This is a genomic window from Micromonospora sp. WMMD1120 (assembly GCF_029626235.1).
Lineage (GTDB): Bacteria > Actinomycetota > Actinomycetes > Mycobacteriales > Micromonosporaceae > Micromonospora.
Genome location: NZ_JARUBO010000005.1, coordinates 5,852,751 through 5,874,090, shown reverse-complemented (window position 1 = coordinate 5,874,090; position 21,340 = coordinate 5,852,751). Strand labels below are relative to the sequence as shown.

The window sequence follows — 21,340 nt, the reverse complement described above, 5'->3', positions numbered from 1 at the left end:
CGCTACCGCCGCGCCGACCGCACGAGAAGTCCTGCCCCGGCCACCGCCCACCACCGCCTAGCGGCGGCGCGCCAGCAGGACCGCGTCGTGGATGGTGATGTCCCCGCCGTCGGGGTCGGTGGCGGTGCGCGGGCGGGCCTCGGCGGCCAGCACCTCCCAGCGGGTCGGGTCCAGGTCGGCGGCCACCTCATCGGCGGTGTACATCATGGTCGGTAGGTGCATCCGGCGCGCCGAGGTCCACAGGTCCGACGGGTGGTGCCCGACGATCAGCAGGACGCCACCCGGTGCCACCGCCGCCGCCAGCCGGGCGAACAACTCCCGCCGCGGCGCCGGCGGCAGGTGCATGAACTGCGCGGACACCAGGTCGTACGCCTCCTCGGCGGGCGGCTTGTCGCGCAGGTCGGCGTGCGTGAACTCGATGCGGTCGCGGACACCGGCATCGTCGGCGTGCGCGGCGGCCCGCTCCAGCGCGGTGGCGGAGATGTCCACCGCGGTCACCCGCCAGCCGCGGGTGGCCAGCCACACCGCGTCGCCGCCCTCGCCGCTGCCCACGTCCAGCGCGCGCCCCGGGGTCAGGTCCGCGACCTCGGCGACCAGTTGCGGGTTCGGCCGGCCGCTCCACACCGACTGCCGGGACCGGTAGCGCTCCTCCCACGCCGGCTCCTCGAACATCGTGGCGATCGTCTGCCGGTACGCCCGCACGGCGACACGGGTGTCCTCCGCGATGAGGTCGCCGTTGATCGCCGCTGCGGCGTTCAGGCCGGCCGCGGCCGACGTGATCACCTGCCCGCGGAGATCGGCCACGTTGCCCGCCACCCAGACGCCCGGCACCGCCGTCGCGCCGGTCGCGTCGGCGGGGATCTGCGCGCCGATCACGTGCTCGCCCATGGTCACCTCCTCCGGGGCCAGACCCAACCCGACGAGCAGGTCGGCGCGGGCGGTCAGGCGCGTCGCCACGACCACCGCGTCCAGCGCCACCACCCGGCCGTCGGCGAGCCGTACCCCGGTCAGGGCGTCGTCGGTGACCTCGACGGCGGCGACCGGACCGGGCACCACGGCGATGCCCCGGGCGGCGAGCCGCTCGGCGGCCTCCTCGTCCGGCGCGGGGGCGTCGTGCAGCAGGAGCAGCACGTTCGGGCTCCACTGCCGCCACATCTCCGCCTGGTGTACGGCCAGCGGCCCGGTCGCCAGGACGCCGATGCGCCGGTCCCGGACCTCCCAGCCGTGGCAGTACGGGCAGTGCAGCACGTCGCGGCCCCACCGCTGGGCCAGCCCGGGAACGTCGGGCAGCTCGTCGGTCAGCCCGGTGGTCACCAACAGGCGCCGGGCCCGCACCGACTCGCCGCCGTCGAGGGTGAGCCGGAAACCCTCGTCCTCCCGGGCCGCGAGGTTCACCCGCCCGGTGTGCAACTGCCCGCCGTACTGCGCCACCTCGGCACGTCCGGCGGCGAGCAGGTCACCCGGCGGGGTCCCCTCCCGGCCCAGATAGTTGTGCACCCGGTCGGCCGGCGCGTTGCGCGGCTCGCCGGAGTCGACCACCAGCACCGACCGGCGGGCCCGGGACAGCGCAAGCGCGCCGCTGAGCCCCGCGGCGCCGCCGCCCACCACCACCACGTCGTATGTCTCGTCCACCGTCGTGTCTCCCTCGTGCTCGTTGGAACTGGGCCCACCATCCGTCACCCTCGGCGGGGTGGCAACTATCCTTGCTGTTATGGCAAACGAGGACGCCGCCGCGCTGGCGGCAGTCGGCCCCCGACTGCGTGCCCTGCGGCAGCAACGCGCGATCACGCTGACCCAGCTCGCCGACCTGACCGGCATCTCGGTGAGCACCCTGTCCCGGCTCGAATCCGGCAGTCGCCGACCCACGCTGGAGCTGCTGCTCCCGCTGGCCCGCGCCTACCAGGTGGCGCTCGACGAGCTGGTCGACGCCCCGGCCACCGGCGACCCCCGGGTCCGCCCCACCCCGATCGTCCGGCACGGCATCACGTTCCTGCCGCTGACCCGCCGTCCGGGTGGATTGCAGGCGTTCAAGCAGATCTTTCCGCCGGACCCGACCGCCGGGGAGCGAACCCCGCAGACCCATGAGGGGTACGAGTGGCTCTACGTGCTCTCCGGCCGGCTGCGCCTGCTGCTCGGTGACCGTGACCTGACGCTCCACCCGGGCGAGGTGGCCGAGTTCGACACCCGGATACCGCACCTCATCCTCAACCCCGGCCCCGGCGCCGCCGAGGCACTCAGCCTGTTCGGGCCGCAGGGGGAGCGGCTGCACGTGCGCGCCCGACCGGTCGGGTCCACACGTGAGCAGTGAACCCGGGTCATCCAGGCCGCCGGGACCCAGCGACGTCGGAAATCTCCTTCACCGACTGGCTGCGGGACGACCACGCCGCGTGCGGCACCGTGGAACCGTCGGTGTGAGGATGGCGCGATGACCGATGCGGCGCACCACCACCGGAACGACCGGATCGAACACCGCGACATCGTCGTACACGAGGTCCCCGGCTACCGCCCCCTGACACTGGACCTCGTCGTGCCGGTGGCAGCACCCCGACCGGTGCCGGTCCTCGTGTGGATCCACGGCGGCGCGTGGCTGTACGGCTCGCCCAAGCAGCCGCCGGACTGGCTGATGGCGGCGGACCCGTTCACCGCCGCGATCCGCGCCGGGTTCGCGGTCGCCTCCGCGCAGTACCGGCTCAGCGGCGAGGCGCCGTTCCCCGCGCAGCTCGACGACGTCAGGGCGGCGGTGCGCTGGTTGCGTCGGCAGGGTGACACGGTCGGCGTGGACCGGGAGCGGATCGGGGTGTGGGGCGAGTCGGCCGGCGGTCACCTGGCCGCCCTGGTCGCGCTGACGGGCAACGACCAGGACGACAGCGCTGTCCAGGCGGCCGTCTGCTGGTACGCGCCGTCGAACCTGCTGACCATGCAGTCGCAGGCCCATCCGGCCGGGACGATCGACCACGACGCGGCGGACTCGCCGGAGTCCCTGCTGATCGGTGCTCCGCTGACCGAGAACCCGGGGCTGGGTCGGGCGGCCAGTCCGATCACCTACGTCACCGCCCAGGCCCCACCCATGCTGCTGATCCACGGCGATGAGGACCTTGTCGTGCCGGTGGGGCAGAGCGAGGAGTTCGCCGCGGCGCTGACCGGGGCGGGAGTCGATGTCGAGTTGTCGGTGGTGCGGGGGGCCGACCACTGCTTCGGCGGAGTGCCGTTGGAGCCGCTGATCCGCGACACTCTGGCGTTCTTCAACCGGACCCTGGCTGCCTAGACGCTGGCTGCCGCGAAGATGCGGGCAAGGATCCGGTCGATGACGTCGTTCTTCGCCAGGCTGTAGTCATCGGCTCGGTGGGCCGTCTCCCGCGCCAGGCGCCGCTTGGTCGCGGCGTAGAGCTCTCGGTCTTCTGGATGCGAGCGCAGCCAGTCGCGGAAGAGCCTGTGCCTGATCGGTTCGGGCGCGTCCTGCGGCCAAACGTGAAGATTGATGTCCTCCGCGGGGCCAACCAACATCCGGTGCCCGTGCCACCACGGCTGGCGGAGAACCAGTCGGTAGCCGACTCCTTCAAGGGCGGGGACGTAGCGGGACTCGTCCGCCGTGTCTTCGAGGAGGAGGTCGATGTCGATGATGGGCTTGGCCGCCAGGCCCGGCACCGATGTGGATCCCACGTGTTCGCTGTGCAGGATCAGCTCGCCCAAGACCTCATTCAGCAGGGCGTTGGTGGCAGCGTATCGAGCAGTCCACGCCGGGTCGTAATCCTGGATGCTGATCGACTGCCAGCTTTTCGGGGCTTCCCCCACCAAGCCGCCATCTGCCTGCTCAGGCGGTGCATGAAAGCGGTGTACGACCTCCTGCGGGTACTGAGCCAACCCGACCTCCCCGAAGAATCAAAGTCGGCCAGCTTACGACACAGAACCGCTGAGGCGAGCCGGCAGCCGGCCGCGCCGCGCCTCAGCGCGCTACGTCGCGGACGTGTTGTAGCGGTCGAGCGTCGCCTTGGACGTCGAGGCGTCCTGAAAGACGAGTTCCCACGGGCCGGTGTTGACGTCCATGTCCTTGCCGAAACCAACCCACTTTCCGGCCATCCGTCGACCCGTCGGCTCGGCGAGGAGTTGGATCGCACCGTGGTACCGGGCGCCCCGGTAGTAACCGGCTGGATCGGTCTGCTCCACCCAGGTGCCGGTGACGACGGCACCGTCCACCGTCAGGTCCAGTGAGAGAGATGACGCCGCTGAGCCGGGCAGGCTGCGCGCGGTCAGACGATCGCCGTGCTGAAGCAGAACCACGAAGTGTTGCCCGGCGAAAGAGTCGTCCCGGCCACTGGAGTAGTACTGGTAGCGGCTGAGCCACACACCCTCGTACGACCGGTGGGCCGTGGCCGGCTTGGCCGTTGGTGTCGGCGTGGCCAGGCTGGAGACGGGCGAGGTCAGGTCATGGCCCCCGTGTTCGTCGTCAGTGACATGACCGTCAGGAACCGCGACGAAGCCCAGCAGTGAGATGGGTAGGCCGGTGACGACCTCCAGCGCGCGGGCGTAGACGGGACGCGGCGCGGCGATCGCGCCGGACTCCCATCGCTGCACGAGTCTCTTGTTGGCGTCATTGGGCTCGCCGACGCGGTGGCCGGCGGCCTGGAGGGCGCGAGCGAAGTCGTCCTGAGACATGCGCATGCCGGTGCGGACGGCGCGGAGGGCGGTGTTGGGGGCGGCCATGACTGTCACCATAGCTATGTGTCGCCCCAATGTCGCCGGTCAAGTGGTCTGATTGTCGGCTGTTGTGCCGTCGCAGCAGGTGACAACCCGACGTCACTGTGGATCTGCGACGGTCGGCGTGCCGCCGCTTTCTACTGGCGGAGGTGTGAGATGCCGGGTGCGGACGACGAGCGCGCGATGACTCGGGGCGAGCAGATCCAGGCGGCCGAGCGGGCGGCTGCCAAGCGGCGGCTTCTCGCCGAGGCGGAGGCGGATCGGATACCAGCCGAGGAGACGACGCGGGCGATTCCGGATCGGCGGTGGCGTCTTGGGCAGCGTTGAGCTGTTGCCGGTGGGGCGGCGGGTGGCGTACTGGCGGGGTCGGCGGCGGCTGTCGCAGCAGGTGTTCGCCGACCGGCTCGGCAAGTCGAAAAGTTGGGTCGACAAGGTCGAGCGGGGTGTGCGGTCGCTGGACAGGCTGTCGACGCTTCAGGAGATCGCCCGCGTGCTCCGCATCGACACCGCCGCCCTCGTCGGCCAGGACGTCGTGCCGGTTCCGGCAATGGGTCGCGGCGACGGCGTCGAGCGGATCAGGGCCGCGCTGTCCCGCTACGAGATCCCGTTCGGCAGGCCGGCAGGCAATCCGGTATTGCCGGTGGACCGATTGCTGGGCGACGTGGGGTACGCGTGGACGACGTTTCAGCACGCCCGCTACCCACAGGTGGTCAACCTGATGCCGGGCCTGCTCACCAACGCGCAGCGCACCTGTGCCCACGATCAGCGCTCGGGTCGCGTGGCGCTGGTCGAGGCGTACCGGCTCACCGCTGCTCTGCTGGTCAAGCTCGGTGATGCCGAGCTGGCCTGGCTGGCCGTGGATCGGGCGATGCTGGTCGCCACGGATGATCGGGAGCTGGTGGCCGCCGCAGCGGTCCAGCTCGGCCAGGTGTTGCGCGCACTCGGTCGCACGCGGGAGGCGGGGTCGGTGATGCGCGCCGCCGCGTCCCGGAGCGCTCCGCCCATGATCGAGTCCGGCACGCCTGCGGAACTGTCCCTGTGCGGGACCCTGCTCATCCACGCCGGCCTGGCGGCGGCGCAGGACGGGAACGAGTCCGCCGCCGACGAGCTGATCGACGAGGCCGCCGGCATGGCGGAGCGTGTTGGCGATGGGTACGACCATCACCGCACCGGTTTCGGTCCCACCGCCGTCGACCTGGCCCGCGCCGCTGTGACCGTCGAATTCGGTGACGCTTGTGCGGCGATCGCCTGGCATGAGAAGGCCATCGCGCGCTCCGGCTGGCGATGGCTACCCACCGAGCACCGCGCCGCGCATTTGCTGGACATTGCCCGCGCCTACCTGCACGCCGGAGACGTGGGCAACGCCGCCCGTATGGTGACCGAGGTCGAGCGCACCGCACCGGCTGAGATCAGCTGTCGGCCTGTCGCCCGGGACGTCGTCGCCGAGGTTGCCCGTGACCCGCGCGCCCCGACCACGATCGCTCAGCTCGCCGTCCGGCTCGGGATGGGCTGAGCGGGTTGGTGCGGATCTCCTAACAGGGTGCACACGCCGCGAGGGCCGGACCGGTTCCCCTCCGGTCCGACCCTCGCGACCAATCCGCGCTAGGCGCGAATCCTGCGCTGCCGCACGATCAGCAGCAGGGCCGCCCCGAGCAGCACCGCGAGCACGCCGGCGGCCATCCAGCCGCCGATCGGGAACGCCGTGCCGGTCACCGGGAGCTTCCCCTTCACCGGGATGGTGATGGTGGACTCGGGGGAGACCGGCGCCGGGCCCTCCGGTGGGGTGCCGGTAACCGTCGCTGTGTTGCGCAGCGAGCCGTGGTGGTAGTCGGCCTTGCTGACCGTGTACGTCGCCGTGCAGGTCACCGCGGCACCCGCCGCGAGCGTGACCGAGCCGTTCGGTGTCCGCTCCGGCCCGCAGGTGATCGGCCCGAGGTTGGCCGCCGAGGCGGGGGCGCTCGGGACGTCGGTGATCGTCACAGCGGTCAGCGGGACCTGCCCGGTGTTGGTGACCACGAACTGGAACGGGACCCGCTGCCCCGGGTGGCTGATCTTCCCGGTGCTGCTGGACTTCACCACGGTGATCGCCGCGCCCCGGGTCGCGGTGACCTCGGCGGTGGCCGGCGCGGAGCGTACCGGTGCGGGTGGTTCCTGCCCGGGGACGGTCGGCGGCGTGCCGACGGCGACGGCCGTGTTGGTGATCCGCCCGGCCTCGATGTCGGCGGCGGTGACCGCGTAGGTCGAGGCGCAGGTGGTGCTGGCCCCGGCGGGCAGCGTGACGGAGCCGTTGACGACCGGTGGGGTGCCGCAGGTGATCTCCCCGGGGGTGCCGGTGCCGGAGAAGTCGGTCTCGTCGACGGTCACCGCGCCGAGCGGGGTGTTGCCGGTGTTGGTCACCACGAACCGGTAGGTGACCACGTCACCGGCCGCGGACACCACAGTGGGCGTCACCGACTTGGTGATGGCGATCGACGGGTGCGGGATCGGGATGTCCAGCGGCGACGGCGGCGAGACCGGGGGCGGCCCGAACGGCGGGGTGCCGGTGGCCGTGGCGACGTTGCGCAGCGACGAGCCGGCGAAGTCCTCCTCCGTCACCGTGTAGGTCGTCCGGCACTGGATGGAGGCGCCCGGCGCGAGCGTCACCTGTCCGTTCGGGATGTCCTGCGGACCGCAGGTGATCGGCCCGAGCACGCCCCGCACGGCCGGCGGCAGCACGGTGTCGGTGACCGTCACCCCGGTGAGGGTGAAGCCGCCGCTGTTGACGACCAGGAAGGTGTACGGGACCTGCTGGCCCGGCGCGGTGACGGCGACGGTGGTCGTCGACTTGATCACCTGGATGGCGGCGACGAGACCCGACTGCGGGATGGTCAGCGTCGAGGGTGGTGAGGTGACCGGGGTGCCGCCGCCGGGTGGGGTGCCCTGGGCGGTGGCGACGTTGGTGACGCCGTCGTTGTCCAGGTCGGTTTGGGTGACGGTGTAGGTGGCGGTGCAGGTGGTGCTGGCGCCGGGGGCGAGGGTGGTGACCGGGCAGGTGATCGGGCCGAGGTTGGCGTTGGACGACGGTGGGGTCTGGGTGTCGGTGACGGACACGTTCGCCAGCGTGAGCTGACCGGTGTTCACCACCAGGAACCGGTACGGCACCTGCTGCCCGACCATGTCGATGGACACCGTCGGCGAGGTCTTCACGACCTGGATGGCGGCCACGATCCCCGCGTCCGGGATGGTCAGCGTCGACGGCGTCGAGTCGATCGGCGTCGTGGCGCCCGGCGGGGTGCCGTGCGCGGTGGCGACGTTGGTGACCGCGTTGTTGTCCAGGTCGGCCTGGGTGACGCTGTAGGTGGCGGTGCAGGTGGTGCTCGCGCCGGGGGCGAGGGTGGTGACCGGGCAGGTGATCGGGCCGAGGTTGGCGTTCGAGGACGGCGGGGTCTGCGTGTCGGTGACGTTCACCGAGGTCAGCGTCACCGTGCCGGTGTTGGCGACCAGGAACCGGTAGGGCACCTGCTGCCCGACGGTGCTGATCGACACGGTGGTGGACGACTTCAGCACCGAGATCGACGGGATCAGGTCGGCCGCCGGGATGGTCAGCGTTGAGGGCGTCGAGTCGATGGGTGTGTCGCCGCCGGCCGGCGTGCCGTGCGCGGTGGCGACGTCGGTGACGCCGTCGTTGTCCAGGTCGGCCTGGGTGACGGTGTAGGTGGCGGTGCAGGTGGTGCTCTCGCCCGGGGCGAGGGTGGTGACCGGGCAGGTGATCGGGCCGAGGTTGGCGTTCGAGGACGGCGGGGTCTGCGCGTCGGTGACGTTCACCCCGTTGAGCGTCACGCCGCCGGTGTTGGCGACCAGGAACCGGTACGGCACCTGCTGCCCGACCGACGTGATGGACGGGGTGGTCGACGACTTCACCACCGAGATGCCGGGGACGGCGACGTCGGCGGGGATGGTCAGCGTCGCCGGCGGCGACTGCACGGGTGTCCCACCGCCGGGCGGGGTGCCCTGCGCGGTCGCGCTGTCCCGGACCGACCCGAAGTCCAGGTCGGCCTGGGTGACGGTGTAGGTGGCGGTGCAGGTGGTGCTCGCGCCGGGGGCGAGGGTGGTGACCGGGCAGGTGATCGGGCCGAGGTTGGCGTTCGACGAGGGCGGGGTCTGCGTGTCGGTGACGCTGACGTTGGTCAGGGTGAAGCCACCGGTGTTGACGACGTGGAACGCGTACGGCACCTGCTGCCCGACCGTGGTGATCGACGCGGTGGTGGAGGTCTTGATGATCGCGATGGCGGCGACCAGGCCGCTCTCCGGGATGGTCAGCGTCGCGGGCGCGGAGTCGACAGGGGCGCCGCCCGGCGGGGTGCCGCGTGCGGTGGCGACGTTGGTGACGCCGTCGTTGTCCAGGTCGGCCTGGGTGACGGTGTAGGTGGCGGTGCAGGTGGTGCTCTCGCCCGGGGCGAGGGTGGTGACCGGGCAGGTGATCGGGCCGAGGTTGGCGTTGGAGGACGGCGGGGTCTGGGTGTCGGTGACGGTGACGGTGGTCAGCGTGAGCCCGCCGGTGTTCAGCACGTGGAACTGGTATGGAACCTGCTGTCCGACGGTGGTGATGGACGTGGTGGTGGAGGTCTTCGTGATCGCGATCGACGCGATCAGGCCGGCCTGCGGGATGGTCAGCGTCGAGGGTGGTGAGGTGACCGGGGTGCCGCCGCCGGGTGGGGTGCCCTGGGCGATGGCGACGTTGGTGACGCCGTCGTTGTCCAGGTCGGCCTGGGTGACGGTGTAGGTGGCGGTGCAGGTGGTGCTGGCGCCGGGGGCGAGGGTGGTGACCGGGCAGGTGATCGGGCCGAGGTTGGCGTTGGAGGACGGCGGGGTCTGGGTGTCGGTGACGGTGACGGTGGTCAGCGTGAGCTGACCGGTGTTGGCGACCAGGAAGCGGTACGGGACCTGCTGCCCGACCGACGTGATCGACGTGGTGGTGGAGGACTTAACGACAGTGACGGCGGCGGTAAGCCCTTCGGCCGGGATGGTCAGGGTGCCCGGCTCGGAGATCACCGGGGGACCGGTGGGTGGGGTGCCCCGGGCGGTGGCGGTGTTGGTGACGCCGTCGTTGTCCAGGTCGGCCTGCGTGACGGTGTAGGTGGCGGTGCAGGAGGTCTGCGCGCCCGGGGCGAGGGTGGTGGCGGCGCAGGTGATCGGGCCGAGGTTGGCGTTCGACGACGGCGGGGTCTGGGTGTCGGTGACGGAGATGTTGGTCAGCGGGACGCCGCCGGTGTTGACCACGTGGAACGAGTACGGCACCTGCTGACCGACACTGGTGATCAGCGCTGTCGTCGACGACTTGATCAGGGCGATGTCGGCCGGGGTGGCGCCCTCGCAGGCGAGGGTGGTGCTGAACGGGAAGTAGTGGATCTCACCGCCGCGGTGGTCCAGCGTACGGCTGATGACACTGCCCTCGGTGTTGCTGGCGGACAGGTCGGTGAGGCTGGCGTTGGGGGCGTAGATGCTGCCCTCGACGGTGGCGGCGTTCGGGGTGAGGGTGAGCGCGGTGGCGGTCGGAAAGTTGAACAGCACGTAGCGGGCCTGCGCGCCGCCGATTCCGGCGAAGTTCGGCGCGGTCCAGGCGAACGTGTTGCCCACCCCACTGGTGTCCACGTTGACCAGCAGCGGGGTGCTGGCGGTCGGCTGGCTGGCGAAGGTCAGGATCTGGATGTTGGCCAGGTCCGCCGCGCTCAGGTTGAGCACGTTCGTCACGCCCGGGGTCAACGTCACGACGGCGTTGCTGCCCGGCGGGATCGGTCGGGGCAGCACGTCCCCGTTCGGAGTCCGCAGCACCACCGTGTTGTCGCAGGTCGCGAGGCTGGCGGTGGTGTCCCGGAAGCTGGCGAAGGCGGCCCCGAAGTTGATCGGCGAGGTGGGCCCGACGCTCGCGACGGGCTGCCGGGTGACCAGCTCGACCCGGGGGGAGGCGTCGTAGTTGTTCGCCGGCAGAATCCGGGTGTTGACCTGTGCCCCGTTGTTGTCGGTGTCGCGGACGAAGGTCCCGGTCAGGTCGCCGACCTTGGCGTAGCCGTTGGACAGCACCTGGAGGCGGCTGCCGCCGACGCTGCCGGCGAAGTTCACCCGTCCACCCACGACCAGGGCGCTCGGGTTGGCGTCGCCGGGCACGACGAACGATCCGGCGGTCACCCCGGCGAGCTGGTAGTTGCCGAAGGTGAGGTTACCGCCGACGGCGAGGGTGCCCTCGTTCTCGTCGTTGACGACGTTGGCGTCGCCCTCGGTCATCACCCCGAAGCTCAGCGCCGCGGCGACCGGGTCGACCGGCCCGACGGCCTCGTCAACCGCGGCCAGCGTTCGGTTGGCCAATGTGGGCGCTGCGGGCGTCGGCACCAGCAGACCGTTGAGCGCCAGCACGCCGCCGACCGCGATCAGCGCCGTCGCCCGTGGCCTGCGGCCATCCCACCACGAAATCCTCATCACGCCCCCGTTGGTTCGCCTGTGCGACGGGAGCCTATAGGGCTATATAAGCCCTTAAGTCGCTTTTGTCCTACTCGCTGACTCGGAGGAACGTCGAACTGCCGACGTCGTACCTCCGTGTCTATGATCGACAACCCGACCGGGGGAGCCGGACATGGCCGAACGGTGTGGCCCGCAGCAGAGGGTGAGGTGCGCGACGGTGAACCGCGAGGCGTACGCCTGCTGGGTTCGGGAGCCCGGCGTGGCGGAGATCCGGCCGGTGTCCCTGACCGCCCCGGGACCGGACGAGGTGCTGGTCCAGGCCCGCTACTCCGGCGTCAGCCGGGGCACCGAGACGCTGGTCTTCGCCGGCCGGGTGCCGACCGACCAGTACGCCGCGATGCGCGCGCCCTTCCAGGAGGGTGACTTCCCCGGCCCGGTCAAGTACGGCTACCTCAGCGTCGGCGTCGTCGAGCAGGGCCCCGCCGACCTGCTCGGGCGTACGGTGTTCTGCCTGCACCCGCACCAGAGCGCGTACGTCGTGCCGGTCACCGCCGTGGTGCCGGTCCCGGACGGGGTGCCGGCCGCCCGCGCGGTGCTCGCGGGCACCGTGGAGACGGCAGTCAACGCGTTGTGGGACGCCGCGCCGCTGCTCGGCGACCGGGTCACCGTCATCGGCGCGGGCATGGTGGGGTGCTGCGTGGCGGCGCTGCTCGCCCGTTTCCCCGGCGTGCACGTGGAGCTTGTCGACACCGACGCCCGCCGCGCCGGGGTGGCCGGCGCGCTCGGCGTCGACTTCGCCGGCCCGGGGGACGCGTCCGGCGACCGGGACCTGGTGGTGCACGCCAGCGCCACCGGCGCCGGCCTGCAACAGGCTCTGGACCTGCTCGCCCCGGAGGGCACCGTCATCGAGCTGAGCTGGTACGGCGACCGCCCGGTGCAGGTGTCCCTGGGCGGCGCGTTCCACTCCGGACGACTCACCGTACGCAGCAGCCAGGTCGGCATGGTCGCCCCGGCCCGGCGCGGGCGCCGCAGCTACGCCGACCGGCTCGCGCTGGCCCTGGACCTGCTCGACGACCCGGCCTTCGACGCCCTGATCACCGGCGCGTCCCGGTTCGCCGACCTGCCCGACGTGCTCGCCGACCTCACCTCGGGTGAGCTGCCCGCCCTCTGCCACCTCATCACCTACGACGACGGGGAGTGACAGTGTTCAGCGTGACCGTTCGGGATCACATGATGATCGCCCACAGTTTCCGGGGCGAGGTGTTCGGCCCCGCCCAACGCCTGCACGGCGCGACGTTCGTCGTGGACGCCACGTTCCGCAGGCCCGACCTGGACGCCGACGGCATCGTGGTGGACATCGGTCTGGCCACCGAGCAGCTACGGGCGGTGCTGGGCGAGCTGACCTACCGCAACCTCGACGACGAGCAGGCGTTCGCCGGGGTGAACACCACCACCGAGGTGCTGGCCCGGACGGTCGCGGACCGGCTGGTCGAGCGGGTGCACGCGGGCGAGCTGGGCCCGGGCGCGCGCGACCTGGCCGGTGTCACAGTCACCCTGCACGAGTCGCACATCGCCTGGGCCAGCTACGAGCGGCCCCTGTGACCGACGCGGGCCGGGCGGCGCACGTCGTCCTGCCCGGTGACATCGACGACCCGGCCACCCCGAGCGGCGGCAACTCCTACGACCGGCGGATCTGCGCCGGGCTCGGCGAGCACGGCTGGACGGTGCGCGAGCACGCCGTACCCGGCGGGTGGCCGCACCCCGACGCCGCCGCCCGGGCGGCGCTGGCCGGGGTGCTCGCCGCCGCGCCCGACGACGCCGTGGTCCTGATCGACGGTCTGATCGCCTCGACGGTGCCCGACCTGCTCGCCGCGCACGCCCGCCGGCTGCGGCTGGTCGTCCTGGTGCACCTGCCGCTCGACGACGAGGCGGAGGCCCACGCGTTGGCCGCCGCACGCGCCGTCGTCACCACCAGCGAGTGGACCCGCCAACACCTGGCGACGCGCCACCCGACGCTCGCCGACCGGGTCCGGGCCGCGCCCCCGGGGGTGCGGCCGGCGCCGCCCGCGCCCGGGTCCGCGGCCGGCGACCGGTTGCTCTGCGTCGCGGCGGTCACCCAGCACAAGGGGTACGACGTGCTCGTCGACGCGCTGTCCACGCTGGCCGGCCGGTCCTGGACGATGGTCGGCGCGGGCACCCTGGCCCGGGAGCCGGATCTCGTGCGCCGGCTCCGTGACCGGCTGGACGCGGCGGGCCTCACCGGGCGGGCGCGGCTCGTCGGCCCGCTGACCGGGGCGGCCCTGGACGCCGCGTACGCCGACGCCGACCTGCTGGTCCTGCCCTCGCGCGGCGAGACGTACGGGATGGTCGTCACCGAGGCGCTGGCCCGTGGCCTGCCGGTGCTGGCCACCCGGGTGGGCGGTGTGCCGGAGGCGCTCGGTCGCGCCCCCGACGGCGAGCTGCCGGGGCTGCTGGTGCCCCCGGGCGACAGCGCCGCGCTGGCCAGGGCGCTGACCCGCTGGCTGGACGACGGGGCGCTGCGGGCCCGGCTGCGGCGGGCCGCCCTCGCCCGGCGCGACACCCTGACCGACTGGCCGGTGACCACCGCGCTGCTGGCCGCCGTGCTGAAGGAGGTGGCGGGATGACCGCCGAGGAGACAGTGCCGTTCGCCGAGTGGCTGCGGCTGCGCGAGCCGGCCGACGCGGCGGCCCGCGCGGAGGATCTGTTGGACGCCCTCCGCCCCCGGTTGGTCGGTGACGCGCCGATGGTGATCCACGACCTGGGCAGCGGCACCGGCTCGATGGCGCGCTGGCTGGCCACCCGGCTGCCCGGACCGCAGCACTGGGTGCTGCACGACCGCGACGCCGACCTGCTCGCCAGAGCCGCCGAGGGGATGACCGGGATACGGGCCGCCGACGGCGCCCCGGTCACCGTCCGCACCCGGCGCGGCGACCTCACCCGGCTGACCGGTGCCGACCTCGCCGACGCCACCCTGGTCACCGCGTCCGCGCTGCTGGACATGCTGACCCTGGAGGAGGTCGAACGGGTGGTCGCCGCCTGCGTCGGTCACCCCGCCCTCTTCGCCGTCTCGGTGACCGGCCGGGTCCGGCTCACCCCGGCCGACCCGTTCGACGAGACCGTCGATGCCGCGTTCAACGACCACCAGCGGCGTACCGTCGACGGCCGGCGACTGCTCGGCCCGGACGCCGTCGCCGCCACCGTCGCGGCGTTCACCCGGCACGGCGTCGAGGTGCGGGAGCGGCCCAGCCCGTGGCTCCTCGGCCCGGAGCACGCCGAGCTGACCGCCGAGTGGTTCACGGGCTGGCTCGGGGCCGCCTGCGAACAGCGGCCCGACCTGGCCGGCCCGGCCCGGCCGTACGCCCGACGTCGGCTGGCCGACGCGGCGGCCGGCCGGCTCGCGGTACGGGTCGAGCACATCGACCTCCTCGCCGGAGGATGAACCGATCCCACGCGGGGTACGTGGACTAGGGCAAGTGGACGATCTTCAAGGGAGGCCGGCGTCGATGGTCTGGGCCTGGGCGCGAGTGGTCGGCGGGGCGGGTCTGCTCGCCGTCCTGCTGTGGCAGGTGGGCACCGGGCCGTTCCTCGCCGGAGTACGCCTCATCGACGCGCCCGCACTGGCGGCGGCGCTCGTCATCGGGGTGCTCACCACTGTCTGCGCGGCATGGCGGTGGAGCCTGGTCGCCGGGGGCCTGGGCGTGCGGTTGCCCCTGTCGACGGCGGTGGCGCACTGCTACCGGGCCGTGTTCCTCAACGCCACGCTGCCCGGCGGGATGCTCGGCGACGTGCACCGGGCGGTCCGCCACGGTCGCGACGCCGGTGACGTGAGCCGGGGCATCCGCGCGGTGGTCTGGGAGCGTACCGCCGGGCAGGTGGTCCTGTTCGGCGTCGCGCTGGTGGTGCTCGCGGCGTTCCCGTCGCCGGTGCGGCAGTATCTGCCACTCGCGGCCGCGCTGCTGGTCGCCGGCGGTCTGGTCACCGTGCTGCTGGCCCGCGCGGTGCCGGAGGCGGGGCGCTCGCGTTGGGCGCGGGGGCTGCGGACCGCCGTGACGGACGTGCGGTCCGGGCTGCTGGCCCGGCGCACCTGGTTCGGTGTGCTGATCGCGTCCGCCGTGATGGTCGCCGGTCACCTGGCCACCTTCCTGGTGGCGGCCCGCACCGCCGGATCGGACGCCCCGCTGGCACGGCTGCTGCCGCTGACCCTGCTCGCCCTGCTGGCCATGGGCCTGCCGCTGAACGTCGCCGGCTTCGGCCCCCGGGAGGGGGTGGCCGCCTGGGTGTTCGGCGCGGCCGGTCTCAGCGCGGCCGAGGGCGTCGCCACCGCCACCGTCTACGGCGCGCTGGTGTTGGTGGCGAGCCTGCCCGGCGCCGCCGTGCTGCTGGCCCGGCGGCGTCGCGTCCCGGTCGCCGCCCGGGAAGCCGCCCCCGACGGCGGCTGTTGAGTCAGTGGTGAGACGGTACGCGCCGCCGGACGTCGGTGGCGCCGGACGGAGGAACCCCATGCCCGAAGCATTGCCGATTGCCACGATCCGTACCCAGGTCACAGTGCCGCTGAGATTCCCCGACGGCTACGCCACAGTGGCGCGGGTGTTCTCCTTCAAGGGCCTGGTGGACGGTCGGGAGCACCTCGCCTTCGGTCTCGGCGACTGGGCGGGCGCGCTGGATCGGCTCGCCGCGGGTGGCGAACCGCCGTTGGTCCGCCCGCACAGCGAGTGCCTGACCGGCGACGTGTTCGGCAGCCAGCGGTGCGACTGCGGGCCGCAGCTGCGCGAGGCGGTGCAGCGGATCGCCGAGGCCGGCGGCTTCCTGCTCTACCTCCGGCAGGAGGGGCGTGGCATCGGCCTCTACGCCAAACTCGACGCGTACGCGTTGCAGGACGCGGGGCTGGACACCTACCAGGCCAACGTCGCGCTGGGCCGGGGCGAGGACGAGCGGGACTACAGCGCCGCCGCGCAGATGCTGACCACGCTGGGCGTACCACGCATCCGGCTGCTGAGCAGCAACCCGGACAAGGAGGAGCAGCTGAACCGGCTCGGCGTCGGCGTCGCCGAACGGCTACCCACCAGCGTCTTCCTGTCGTCGGCCAACGCCGACTACCTCGCCGCGAAGGCGGCGAAGGCGGCGGAGACGTCGCAATGAGCTGCCCGGCGGGGACGATCCGGCCGTACGTGCTGCTGAGCTGCGCCACCTCGATCGACGGGTACATCGACGACGCCTCCGAGCAGCGGTTGCTGCTGTCCAACGAGGACGACCTGGACCGGGTCGACGCGGTGCGGGCGAGCTGCGACGCGATCCTGGTCGGCGCCGGCACCGTTCGCCGCGACGACCCCCGGCTGCTGGTCCGCGCGCCGGACCGACGGGCCGCACGGGTGGCGGCCGGTCGGCCCGCCTCGCCCATCAAGGTCACCCTGACCGCCCACGGTGACCTCGACCCGACCGCCCGGTTCTTCACCGTCGGCGAGTCGGCCCGCCTCGTCTACTGCGCGAGCGGGGCGCTGGAGAAGACCCGGGAACGGATCGGCGGGTTGGCCACCGTCGTCGACGCGGGTGAGCCGGTCGACCCGGAATGGTTGCTCGCCGACCTGGCCGGGCGGGGCGTACGGCGGTTGATGGTGGAGGGCGGCGGGACGGTGCACGCCCAGTTCCTCGCCGCCGGCCTCGCCGACGAGCTGCACCTGGTGGTCGCCCCGTTCTTCGTCGGCGACGGTCGGGCGCCCCGGTTCGTCGGCGAGGGCACCTTCCCCTGGCACCCGGGCCGCCGGGCCCGACTGGCCGAGGCCCGCCAGATCGGTGACGTGGTGCTGCTGCGCTACGCCCTCTCCAGCCGCTGCCCGGACGCCGCCGAACCCACCCCGTCCTGACGGGCGCGTCCTGCGGCCGGACGGATTCATGTCTTTGATCCTGTCCGTCGAGCGCGGCGGGGTGCAGTACTTTCGGCGCGCGCTCTGCCGTGACGAAAGTGGAGGTGGCTGTGCTCACCGCTCGATGTGTCGAGTGCGAGTGCGAGTTGCCCGCCAGCTCCGGCCGAGGGCGCCCCCGTCGCTACTGCTCCCGAGGCTGTCAGGCCCGTGCGTACCGCAGGCGCCGTGACCACGGTCCGACGACCGCGCCGCGGCCCGCCCCCGAGCTGTCCGGGCCCACCGGCGCCGACCCCCGCGAGCGGCTGATCGGTCTCGCTGTCGAGTTGGCGGACTCCGGCGGTCTGGACGCTGTCTCCATGCTGCTCCTCGCCCACCACGCCGCGATGCCCGCGCACGCGGTGTACCGGCACCTGCGCAACCGGGCCGAACTGCTCGGCGCGATGGCCGAGCGGGTGACCGCCGTTCCCGTGCCCGGCGACATGGGTCCGCCACCGGACCCTCGTCAGCGGCTCGAACGGCTGGCCCAGGACGAGTGGACGATGTACCGCGAACACCCCTGGCTGCTCACCGTCCTCGCGACCGACCGGCCACCGACCGGCCCGGCAGTGCTCGCCATGGTCGACCGGGTGGTGGCGGCGTTCACCGCCGCCGGATACGACCCCGCCGGGGCGTTCCGCGCCTACCTGGCGCTCAGCGGCTACGTGCAGGGCATGGCCCTGCTGATCCGGCGCGATCCCGTCGACCTGCCGTACCACGTCTGGTGGTCGGCGACCCGCGACCGGTTGGAGCGCACCGGCCGGGCCCGGCGACGGCCCTGGCTGGCGGCGGCCGGTCAGACCAGGCTCGACACCGACCTCGACACCTGGTTCCACTTCGGTCTGGGCGCGCTGCTCGACGGACTGTTGGTGAACCCGGTTCGCTAGGGTGGCGACCGTGCCCAGACTGGTGACCATCACGGAACACAACGTCGAGGACGCGTGCCGGCTGACGGTGCGACCGGAGCAGGAGAAATACTCGTCTCCGGTCGCCTGGTCCCTCGCCGAGGCGTACGTCCAGCCCGAGATCGCCTGGCCACGCCTGATCTGCGAGGGTGACGAGATCGTCGGCTTCCTGATGGGGTTCTTCGACATCGAGTGGGACCGGCCGGACGACCTCCGCTCCGGCCTGTGGCGGCTGAACATCGCCGCCGACCACCAGGGGCGGGGGTACGGCCGGTTCGCGGTGGACGCCGTCCGTGCGGAGGCCCGCCGACGCGGGCGTGAGTACGTCTACACGACCTGGGAGTCGGGTGCGGACGGCCCGGAGGAGTTCTACCTCAAACTCGGTTTCCGCCCGACCGGCGAGACCAGCGGAGGGCAGGTCGTCGCCGTCCGGCCCGCTGACTGAGAGGTGTCTGCCGCCGTACCGGCGCCGGCTCGTACGATGCTCCGGTGAATCTTCGGGGTACGGTCCGCGCCGATCGTCCGCTGGTGGTCCTCGCCGTCGGGGAGGAGGCCCGCTACCTGCCGCCCGAGGTGCCGGTGCTGCTCACCGGCATGGGCAAGGTGAACGCCGCCAGCGCGGTGGCCGCGGCGCTGGCCGCCGGTCCGCGCCCGTCCCTGCTGCTCAACCTGGGCACGGCCGGGGCGTTGCGTCCGGGGCTGGTCGGCATCCACGAGGTCGCCACCGTGCTCCAGCACGACCTGGACACCGACCTGCTGCGGACCCTCACCGGCGAGACGTACGGGGCCCCGCTGTCCCTCGCCGACGAGGGCGTGGTGCTGGCCACCGGTGACACGTTCGTGGCCGACGACACGGCCCGCGACCGGCTGGCCCGGCGCGCCGACCTGGTCGACATGGAGGGGTACGCGGTGGCGTGGGCCGCCGCGCAGGCCGGTGTGCCGTGCCGGCTGGTGAAGCAGGTCAGCGACGAGGCGGGGGAGGGCGCCGCCCGGACCTGGCGGGAGTCGGTGGACGCGTGCGCCCGCGACCTCGCCGACTGGGCCGGTCGGCACCTCGGCTGAGTCGGTTCAGTCCCCCAGCCGACGCGGTGTGAGTCCGCGTCGGGTTTCCCGGCCGCCGCGGGCCCTGGGGATCAGCTCCAGCAGGGTGGCCCGGGTCGACCCGTCCAGAGACGGCGTACCAGCGCCGCGCCGCCTCCGGTGGTCATGCCCGGCCTCCCGCCGTGTCTCCGAGGATTATCGGGCGGCGCCGGCGCGGCCCGCCCCCGGATCGACGATTCCCGCCGATCGGGGAACAGGGCGGTCCGAGGTTGCCACGGTCCCGCCCGGCGGGCGATGCTTGCCGGCATCGATCGATATCGGTATCTGCGGAGGTTCGGATGCGCCGTTCCCCACTCGCCGCCCTCGTCCTGACCGTGCTGCTGCTCGTCGCGCCGGGCGCGGCGCGGGCCGCCGTCCCCGACCGGACCGCCACGCCCGCCGCCGACGCGGCGTCCGTGCTCGCCGGGGTGCGCACCCCCGGCACCGCCTGGGGAATCGACCCGGCCACCGGCCGGATGGCAGTCACCGTCGACGACACAGTGGCCCCCACCGAGCTGACCGCCCTGCGGGCGGTGGCCGAGCGGGCCGGCGCGCTGCTGCGCCGCGAGCCCGGCACGCTGCGCCCCCTCATCGCCGCCGGGCAGGGCATCTACGGCGGCGGCGCGCGCTGCTCGCTGGGCGCGAACGTGCGCAGCGGCAGCACCTACTACGTGGTCACCGCCGGGCACTGCACCGCCGCCGCCAGCACCTGGTACGCCGACAGCGCCCAGACCACGGTGCTCGGCACCCGTACCGCCACCAGCTACCCCACGAACGACTACGGCCTGATCCGCTACACGAGCCGGATCGCCCACCCGAGCGCCGTCTACACCCACCCCGGCCTGATCACCGTGTACGGGGCCGGCAACGCGTACGTCGGCCAGGCGGTGTGTCGCAGCGGCACCACCACCGGGGTGCGCTGCGGGACCGTCACCGCCCTCAACCAGACAGTCAACTACGCCACCGGGGTGATCTACGGGCTGATCCGTACCAACATCTGCGCCGAGCCGGGGGACAGCGGCGGGCCGCTCTACGTGGCCGCCACCGGCACCATCCTCGGCATCCTCTCCGGCGGCACGGGCAACTGCACCGCCGGTGGCACCACCTATTACCAGCCGATCCTTGAGGTGCTGGCCGCGTACGGGCTGACGATCCCCTGACCGGGGGCGCGACGGGTTGCCCGTCCCGCGCCCGACACCTAGGCTCGGCGGCGCCGCCCAGGACCCCGCCGCGAGGACGTGTGCCCGATGTCGACCGACCCCCGACCCGACCAGGTGAGCGTCCCGGCCGGCCGTCCCCCGGTCGAGGTGGCCGCGGTGGGGGAGTCGATGGTGGTGCTCTGCCCCGACCCGGGCGAGCCGCTGGAGCACGCCGAACGGGTCGCCGTGTCGGTCGGCGGCGCGGAGTCCAACGTCGCCGGTTACCTGGCCCGACTGGGGCACCGGGCCACCTGGGTGAGCCGGGTCGGCGACGACCCCTTCGGCCGGGCCGTGGTCCGGCACGTCGCCGCCGCCGGTGTACGGGTGGACCAGGTGGTCGTCGACCCGACCGCCCCCACCGGCCTCTACCTGAAGGACCCGGGTCCGCAGGGCACCGCCGTGCACTACTACCGGGCCGGCTCGGCGGCCTCCCGGATGGCCCCGGGCGCCCTCGCCGACCCGGTGCTGGCCGGCGTCCGGGTGCTGCACCTGTCCGGGATCACCGCGGCGCTCTCCGCCTCCTGCCGGGCGCTGGTCGAGCACGCGGTGGTCGATCGGCCCCTGGCCGGCGCGCTGGTCAGCTTCGACGTCAACCACCGGGCCCGGCTGTGGCCCGCCGCGCAGGCCGCCCCGGTGCTGCGCGACCTCGCCGACCGCTGCGACCTGGTCTTCGTCGGTCAGGACGAGGCGGAGACGCTGTGGGGCGCGAGCGACCCCGCGGCCGTACGCCGGTTGCTGCCCGGCCCGCGCACGATCGTGGTCAAGGACGGCGCGGTCGGCGCCACCGCGCTGAGCCGCGACGCCGAGCCGGTCTTCGTTTCCGCGCCCCGGGTGGCGGTGGTGGAGCCGGTCGGCGCCGGCGACGCGTTCGCCGCCGGCTACCTGGCGGGGCTGCTGCGCGACCTCGATCCGGTACGCCGGCTGCGGCTCGGTCACCTCGTCGCGGCGCAGGCGTTGACGAGCGCCGGCGACAACGCCCCCGTCCCGCCCTGGGCCTGGTTCGAGCGACTGATCACCGCTCCGGCCGACGCCTGGTCGCCGCTCGACCTGACCGACGGGTCGACGACGACCTGACCCGCCGTCGGCGCAGCCCCGGCCACCGTTTCAC

Annotated in this window: 19 protein-coding genes and 1 pseudogene; 15 read left to right on the top strand and 5 right to left on the bottom strand. The window is 73.1% G+C overall.

The annotated features are described in order from the left end of the window. Positions 1-57: 57 nt before the first annotated feature. Positions 58-1,632: a bifunctional NAD(P)/FAD-dependent oxidoreductase/class I SAM-dependent methyltransferase gene (locus O7634_RS27170; protein ID WP_278152960.1), complete on the bottom strand. Its 1,575-nt coding sequence runs from the start codon at positions 1,630-1,632 to the stop codon at positions 58-60. A gap of 79 nt (positions 1,633-1,711) precedes the next feature. Here O7634_RS27170 and O7634_RS27165 point away from each other — a divergent pair, with 79 nt between their 5' ends. Together O7634_RS27165 and O7634_RS27160 are read left to right on the top strand one after the other, a co-directional pair. Continuing rightward, positions 1,712-2,308: a helix-turn-helix transcriptional regulator gene (locus O7634_RS27165; protein WP_278152959.1), complete on the top strand. Its 597-nt coding sequence runs from the start codon at positions 1,712-1,714 to the stop codon at positions 2,306-2,308. A gap of 117 nt (positions 2,309-2,425) precedes the next feature. Further along, positions 2,426-3,265: an alpha/beta hydrolase gene (locus O7634_RS27160; RefSeq protein ID WP_278152958.1), complete on the top strand. Its 840-nt coding sequence runs from the start codon at positions 2,426-2,428 to the stop codon at positions 3,263-3,265. Here O7634_RS27160 and O7634_RS27155 read toward each other — a convergent pair. Further along, positions 3,262-3,861: a GrpB family protein gene (locus tag O7634_RS27155; RefSeq protein WP_278152957.1), complete on the bottom strand. Its 600-nt coding sequence runs from the start codon at positions 3,859-3,861 to the stop codon at positions 3,262-3,264. The two genes, O7634_RS27160 and O7634_RS27155, sit on opposite strands and share 4 nt — an antisense overlap. Positions 3,862-3,951: 90 nt before the next feature. Then, a complete protein-coding gene (locus O7634_RS27150) occupies positions 3,952-4,701 on the bottom strand; it encodes an XRE family transcriptional regulator (protein ID WP_278152956.1) in 750 nt (249 codons plus the stop codon). Positions 4,702-5,008: 307 nt separating this feature from the next. On the opposite strand from O7634_RS27150, the gene O7634_RS27145 reads away from it, so the two are divergent. Further along, a complete protein-coding gene (locus O7634_RS27145; RefSeq protein WP_278152955.1) occupies positions 5,009-6,208 on the top strand; it encodes a helix-turn-helix domain-containing protein in 1,200 nt (399 codons plus the stop codon). 89 nt (positions 6,209-6,297) lie between these two features. Here the strand turns inward: O7634_RS27145 and O7634_RS27140 are convergent, their stop codons facing one another. Next, on the bottom strand, positions 6,298-8,907 hold the full coding sequence (locus O7634_RS27140; protein WP_347404318.1) for a hypothetical protein: 2,610 nt from the start codon (positions 8,905-8,907) through the stop codon (positions 6,298-6,300). 954 nt (positions 8,908-9,861) lie between these two features. Beyond that, positions 9,862-11,001 (bottom strand): annotated as a pseudogene (locus O7634_RS27135) (choice-of-anchor A family protein); the annotation flags it as partial. 346 nt (positions 11,002-11,347) lie between these two features. Between O7634_RS27135 and O7634_RS27130 the strand changes: the two are divergent. The 12 genes from O7634_RS27130 to O7634_RS27075 all read left to right on the top strand — a co-directional run bounded on the left by O7634_RS27130 (position 11,348) and on the right by O7634_RS27075 (position 21,306). Next, positions 11,348-12,331, top strand: a complete 984-nt coding sequence (locus O7634_RS27130; RefSeq protein WP_278152954.1) for a zinc-binding alcohol dehydrogenase — start codon at positions 11,348-11,350, stop codon at positions 12,329-12,331. A 2-nt stretch (positions 12,332-12,333) separates the two neighbouring features. Beyond that, positions 12,334-12,732: a 6-carboxytetrahydropterin synthase gene (locus tag O7634_RS27125; protein WP_278152953.1), complete on the top strand. Its 399-nt coding sequence runs from the start codon at positions 12,334-12,336 to the stop codon at positions 12,730-12,732. Further along, complete coding sequence (locus O7634_RS27120; RefSeq protein WP_278152952.1) at positions 12,729-13,775, top strand: glycosyltransferase family 4 protein; 1,047 nt, start codon at positions 12,729-12,731, stop codon at positions 13,773-13,775. Before O7634_RS27125 ends, O7634_RS27120 begins: the two co-directional genes overlap by 4 nt. Then, the gene (locus O7634_RS27115) at positions 13,772-14,590 is read left to right on the top strand and encodes a class I SAM-dependent methyltransferase (protein WP_278152951.1); all 819 of its coding nucleotides are present in this window, start codon (positions 13,772-13,774) and stop codon (positions 14,588-14,590) included. Before O7634_RS27120 ends, O7634_RS27115 begins: the two co-directional genes overlap by 4 nt. Positions 14,591-14,654: 64 nt before the next feature. Further along, positions 14,655-15,593 carry a lysylphosphatidylglycerol synthase transmembrane domain-containing protein gene (locus O7634_RS27110; RefSeq protein WP_278152950.1) on the top strand — a complete coding sequence of 313 codons (939 nt, stop codon included), beginning with the start codon at positions 14,655-14,657 and terminating at the stop codon, positions 15,591-15,593. Between the two features lie 58 nt (positions 15,594-15,651). Beyond that, positions 15,652-16,290, top strand: coding sequence for a GTP cyclohydrolase II (ribA, locus tag O7634_RS27105; protein ID WP_278152949.1), 639 nt, complete (start codon positions 15,652-15,654; stop codon positions 16,288-16,290). Next, positions 16,287-17,012 carry a dihydrofolate reductase family protein gene (locus tag O7634_RS27100; protein WP_278152948.1) on the top strand — a complete coding sequence of 242 codons (726 nt, stop codon included), beginning with the start codon at positions 16,287-16,289 and terminating at the stop codon, positions 17,010-17,012. The genes ribA and O7634_RS27100 overlap by 4 nt, the downstream gene beginning before the upstream one ends. 110 nt (positions 17,013-17,122) lie before the next feature. Next, positions 17,123-17,935 (top strand): TetR/AcrR family transcriptional regulator C-terminal domain-containing protein, encoded by an 813-nt coding sequence (locus O7634_RS27095; RefSeq protein WP_278152947.1) that lies wholly within the window; start codon positions 17,123-17,125, stop codon positions 17,933-17,935. Positions 17,936-17,945: 10 nt separating this feature from the next. After that, entirely contained in the window at positions 17,946-18,398 is a 453-nt protein-coding gene (locus O7634_RS27090) for a GNAT family N-acetyltransferase (RefSeq protein WP_278152946.1), read from the top strand. Between the two features lie 44 nt (positions 18,399-18,442). Further along, a complete protein-coding gene (locus O7634_RS27085; RefSeq protein WP_278152945.1) occupies positions 18,443-19,015 on the top strand; it encodes a nucleosidase in 573 nt (190 codons plus the stop codon). Positions 19,016-19,332: 317 nt separating this feature from the next. After that, entirely contained in the window at positions 19,333-20,193 is an 861-nt protein-coding gene (locus tag O7634_RS27080; protein ID WP_278152944.1) for a S1 family peptidase, read from the top strand. An 87-nt stretch (positions 20,194-20,280) separates the two neighbouring features. Beyond that, a complete protein-coding gene (locus tag O7634_RS27075) occupies positions 20,281-21,306 on the top strand; it encodes a sugar kinase (protein WP_278152943.1) in 1,026 nt (341 codons plus the stop codon). The last annotated feature ends 34 nt before the right edge of the window (positions 21,307-21,340 follow it).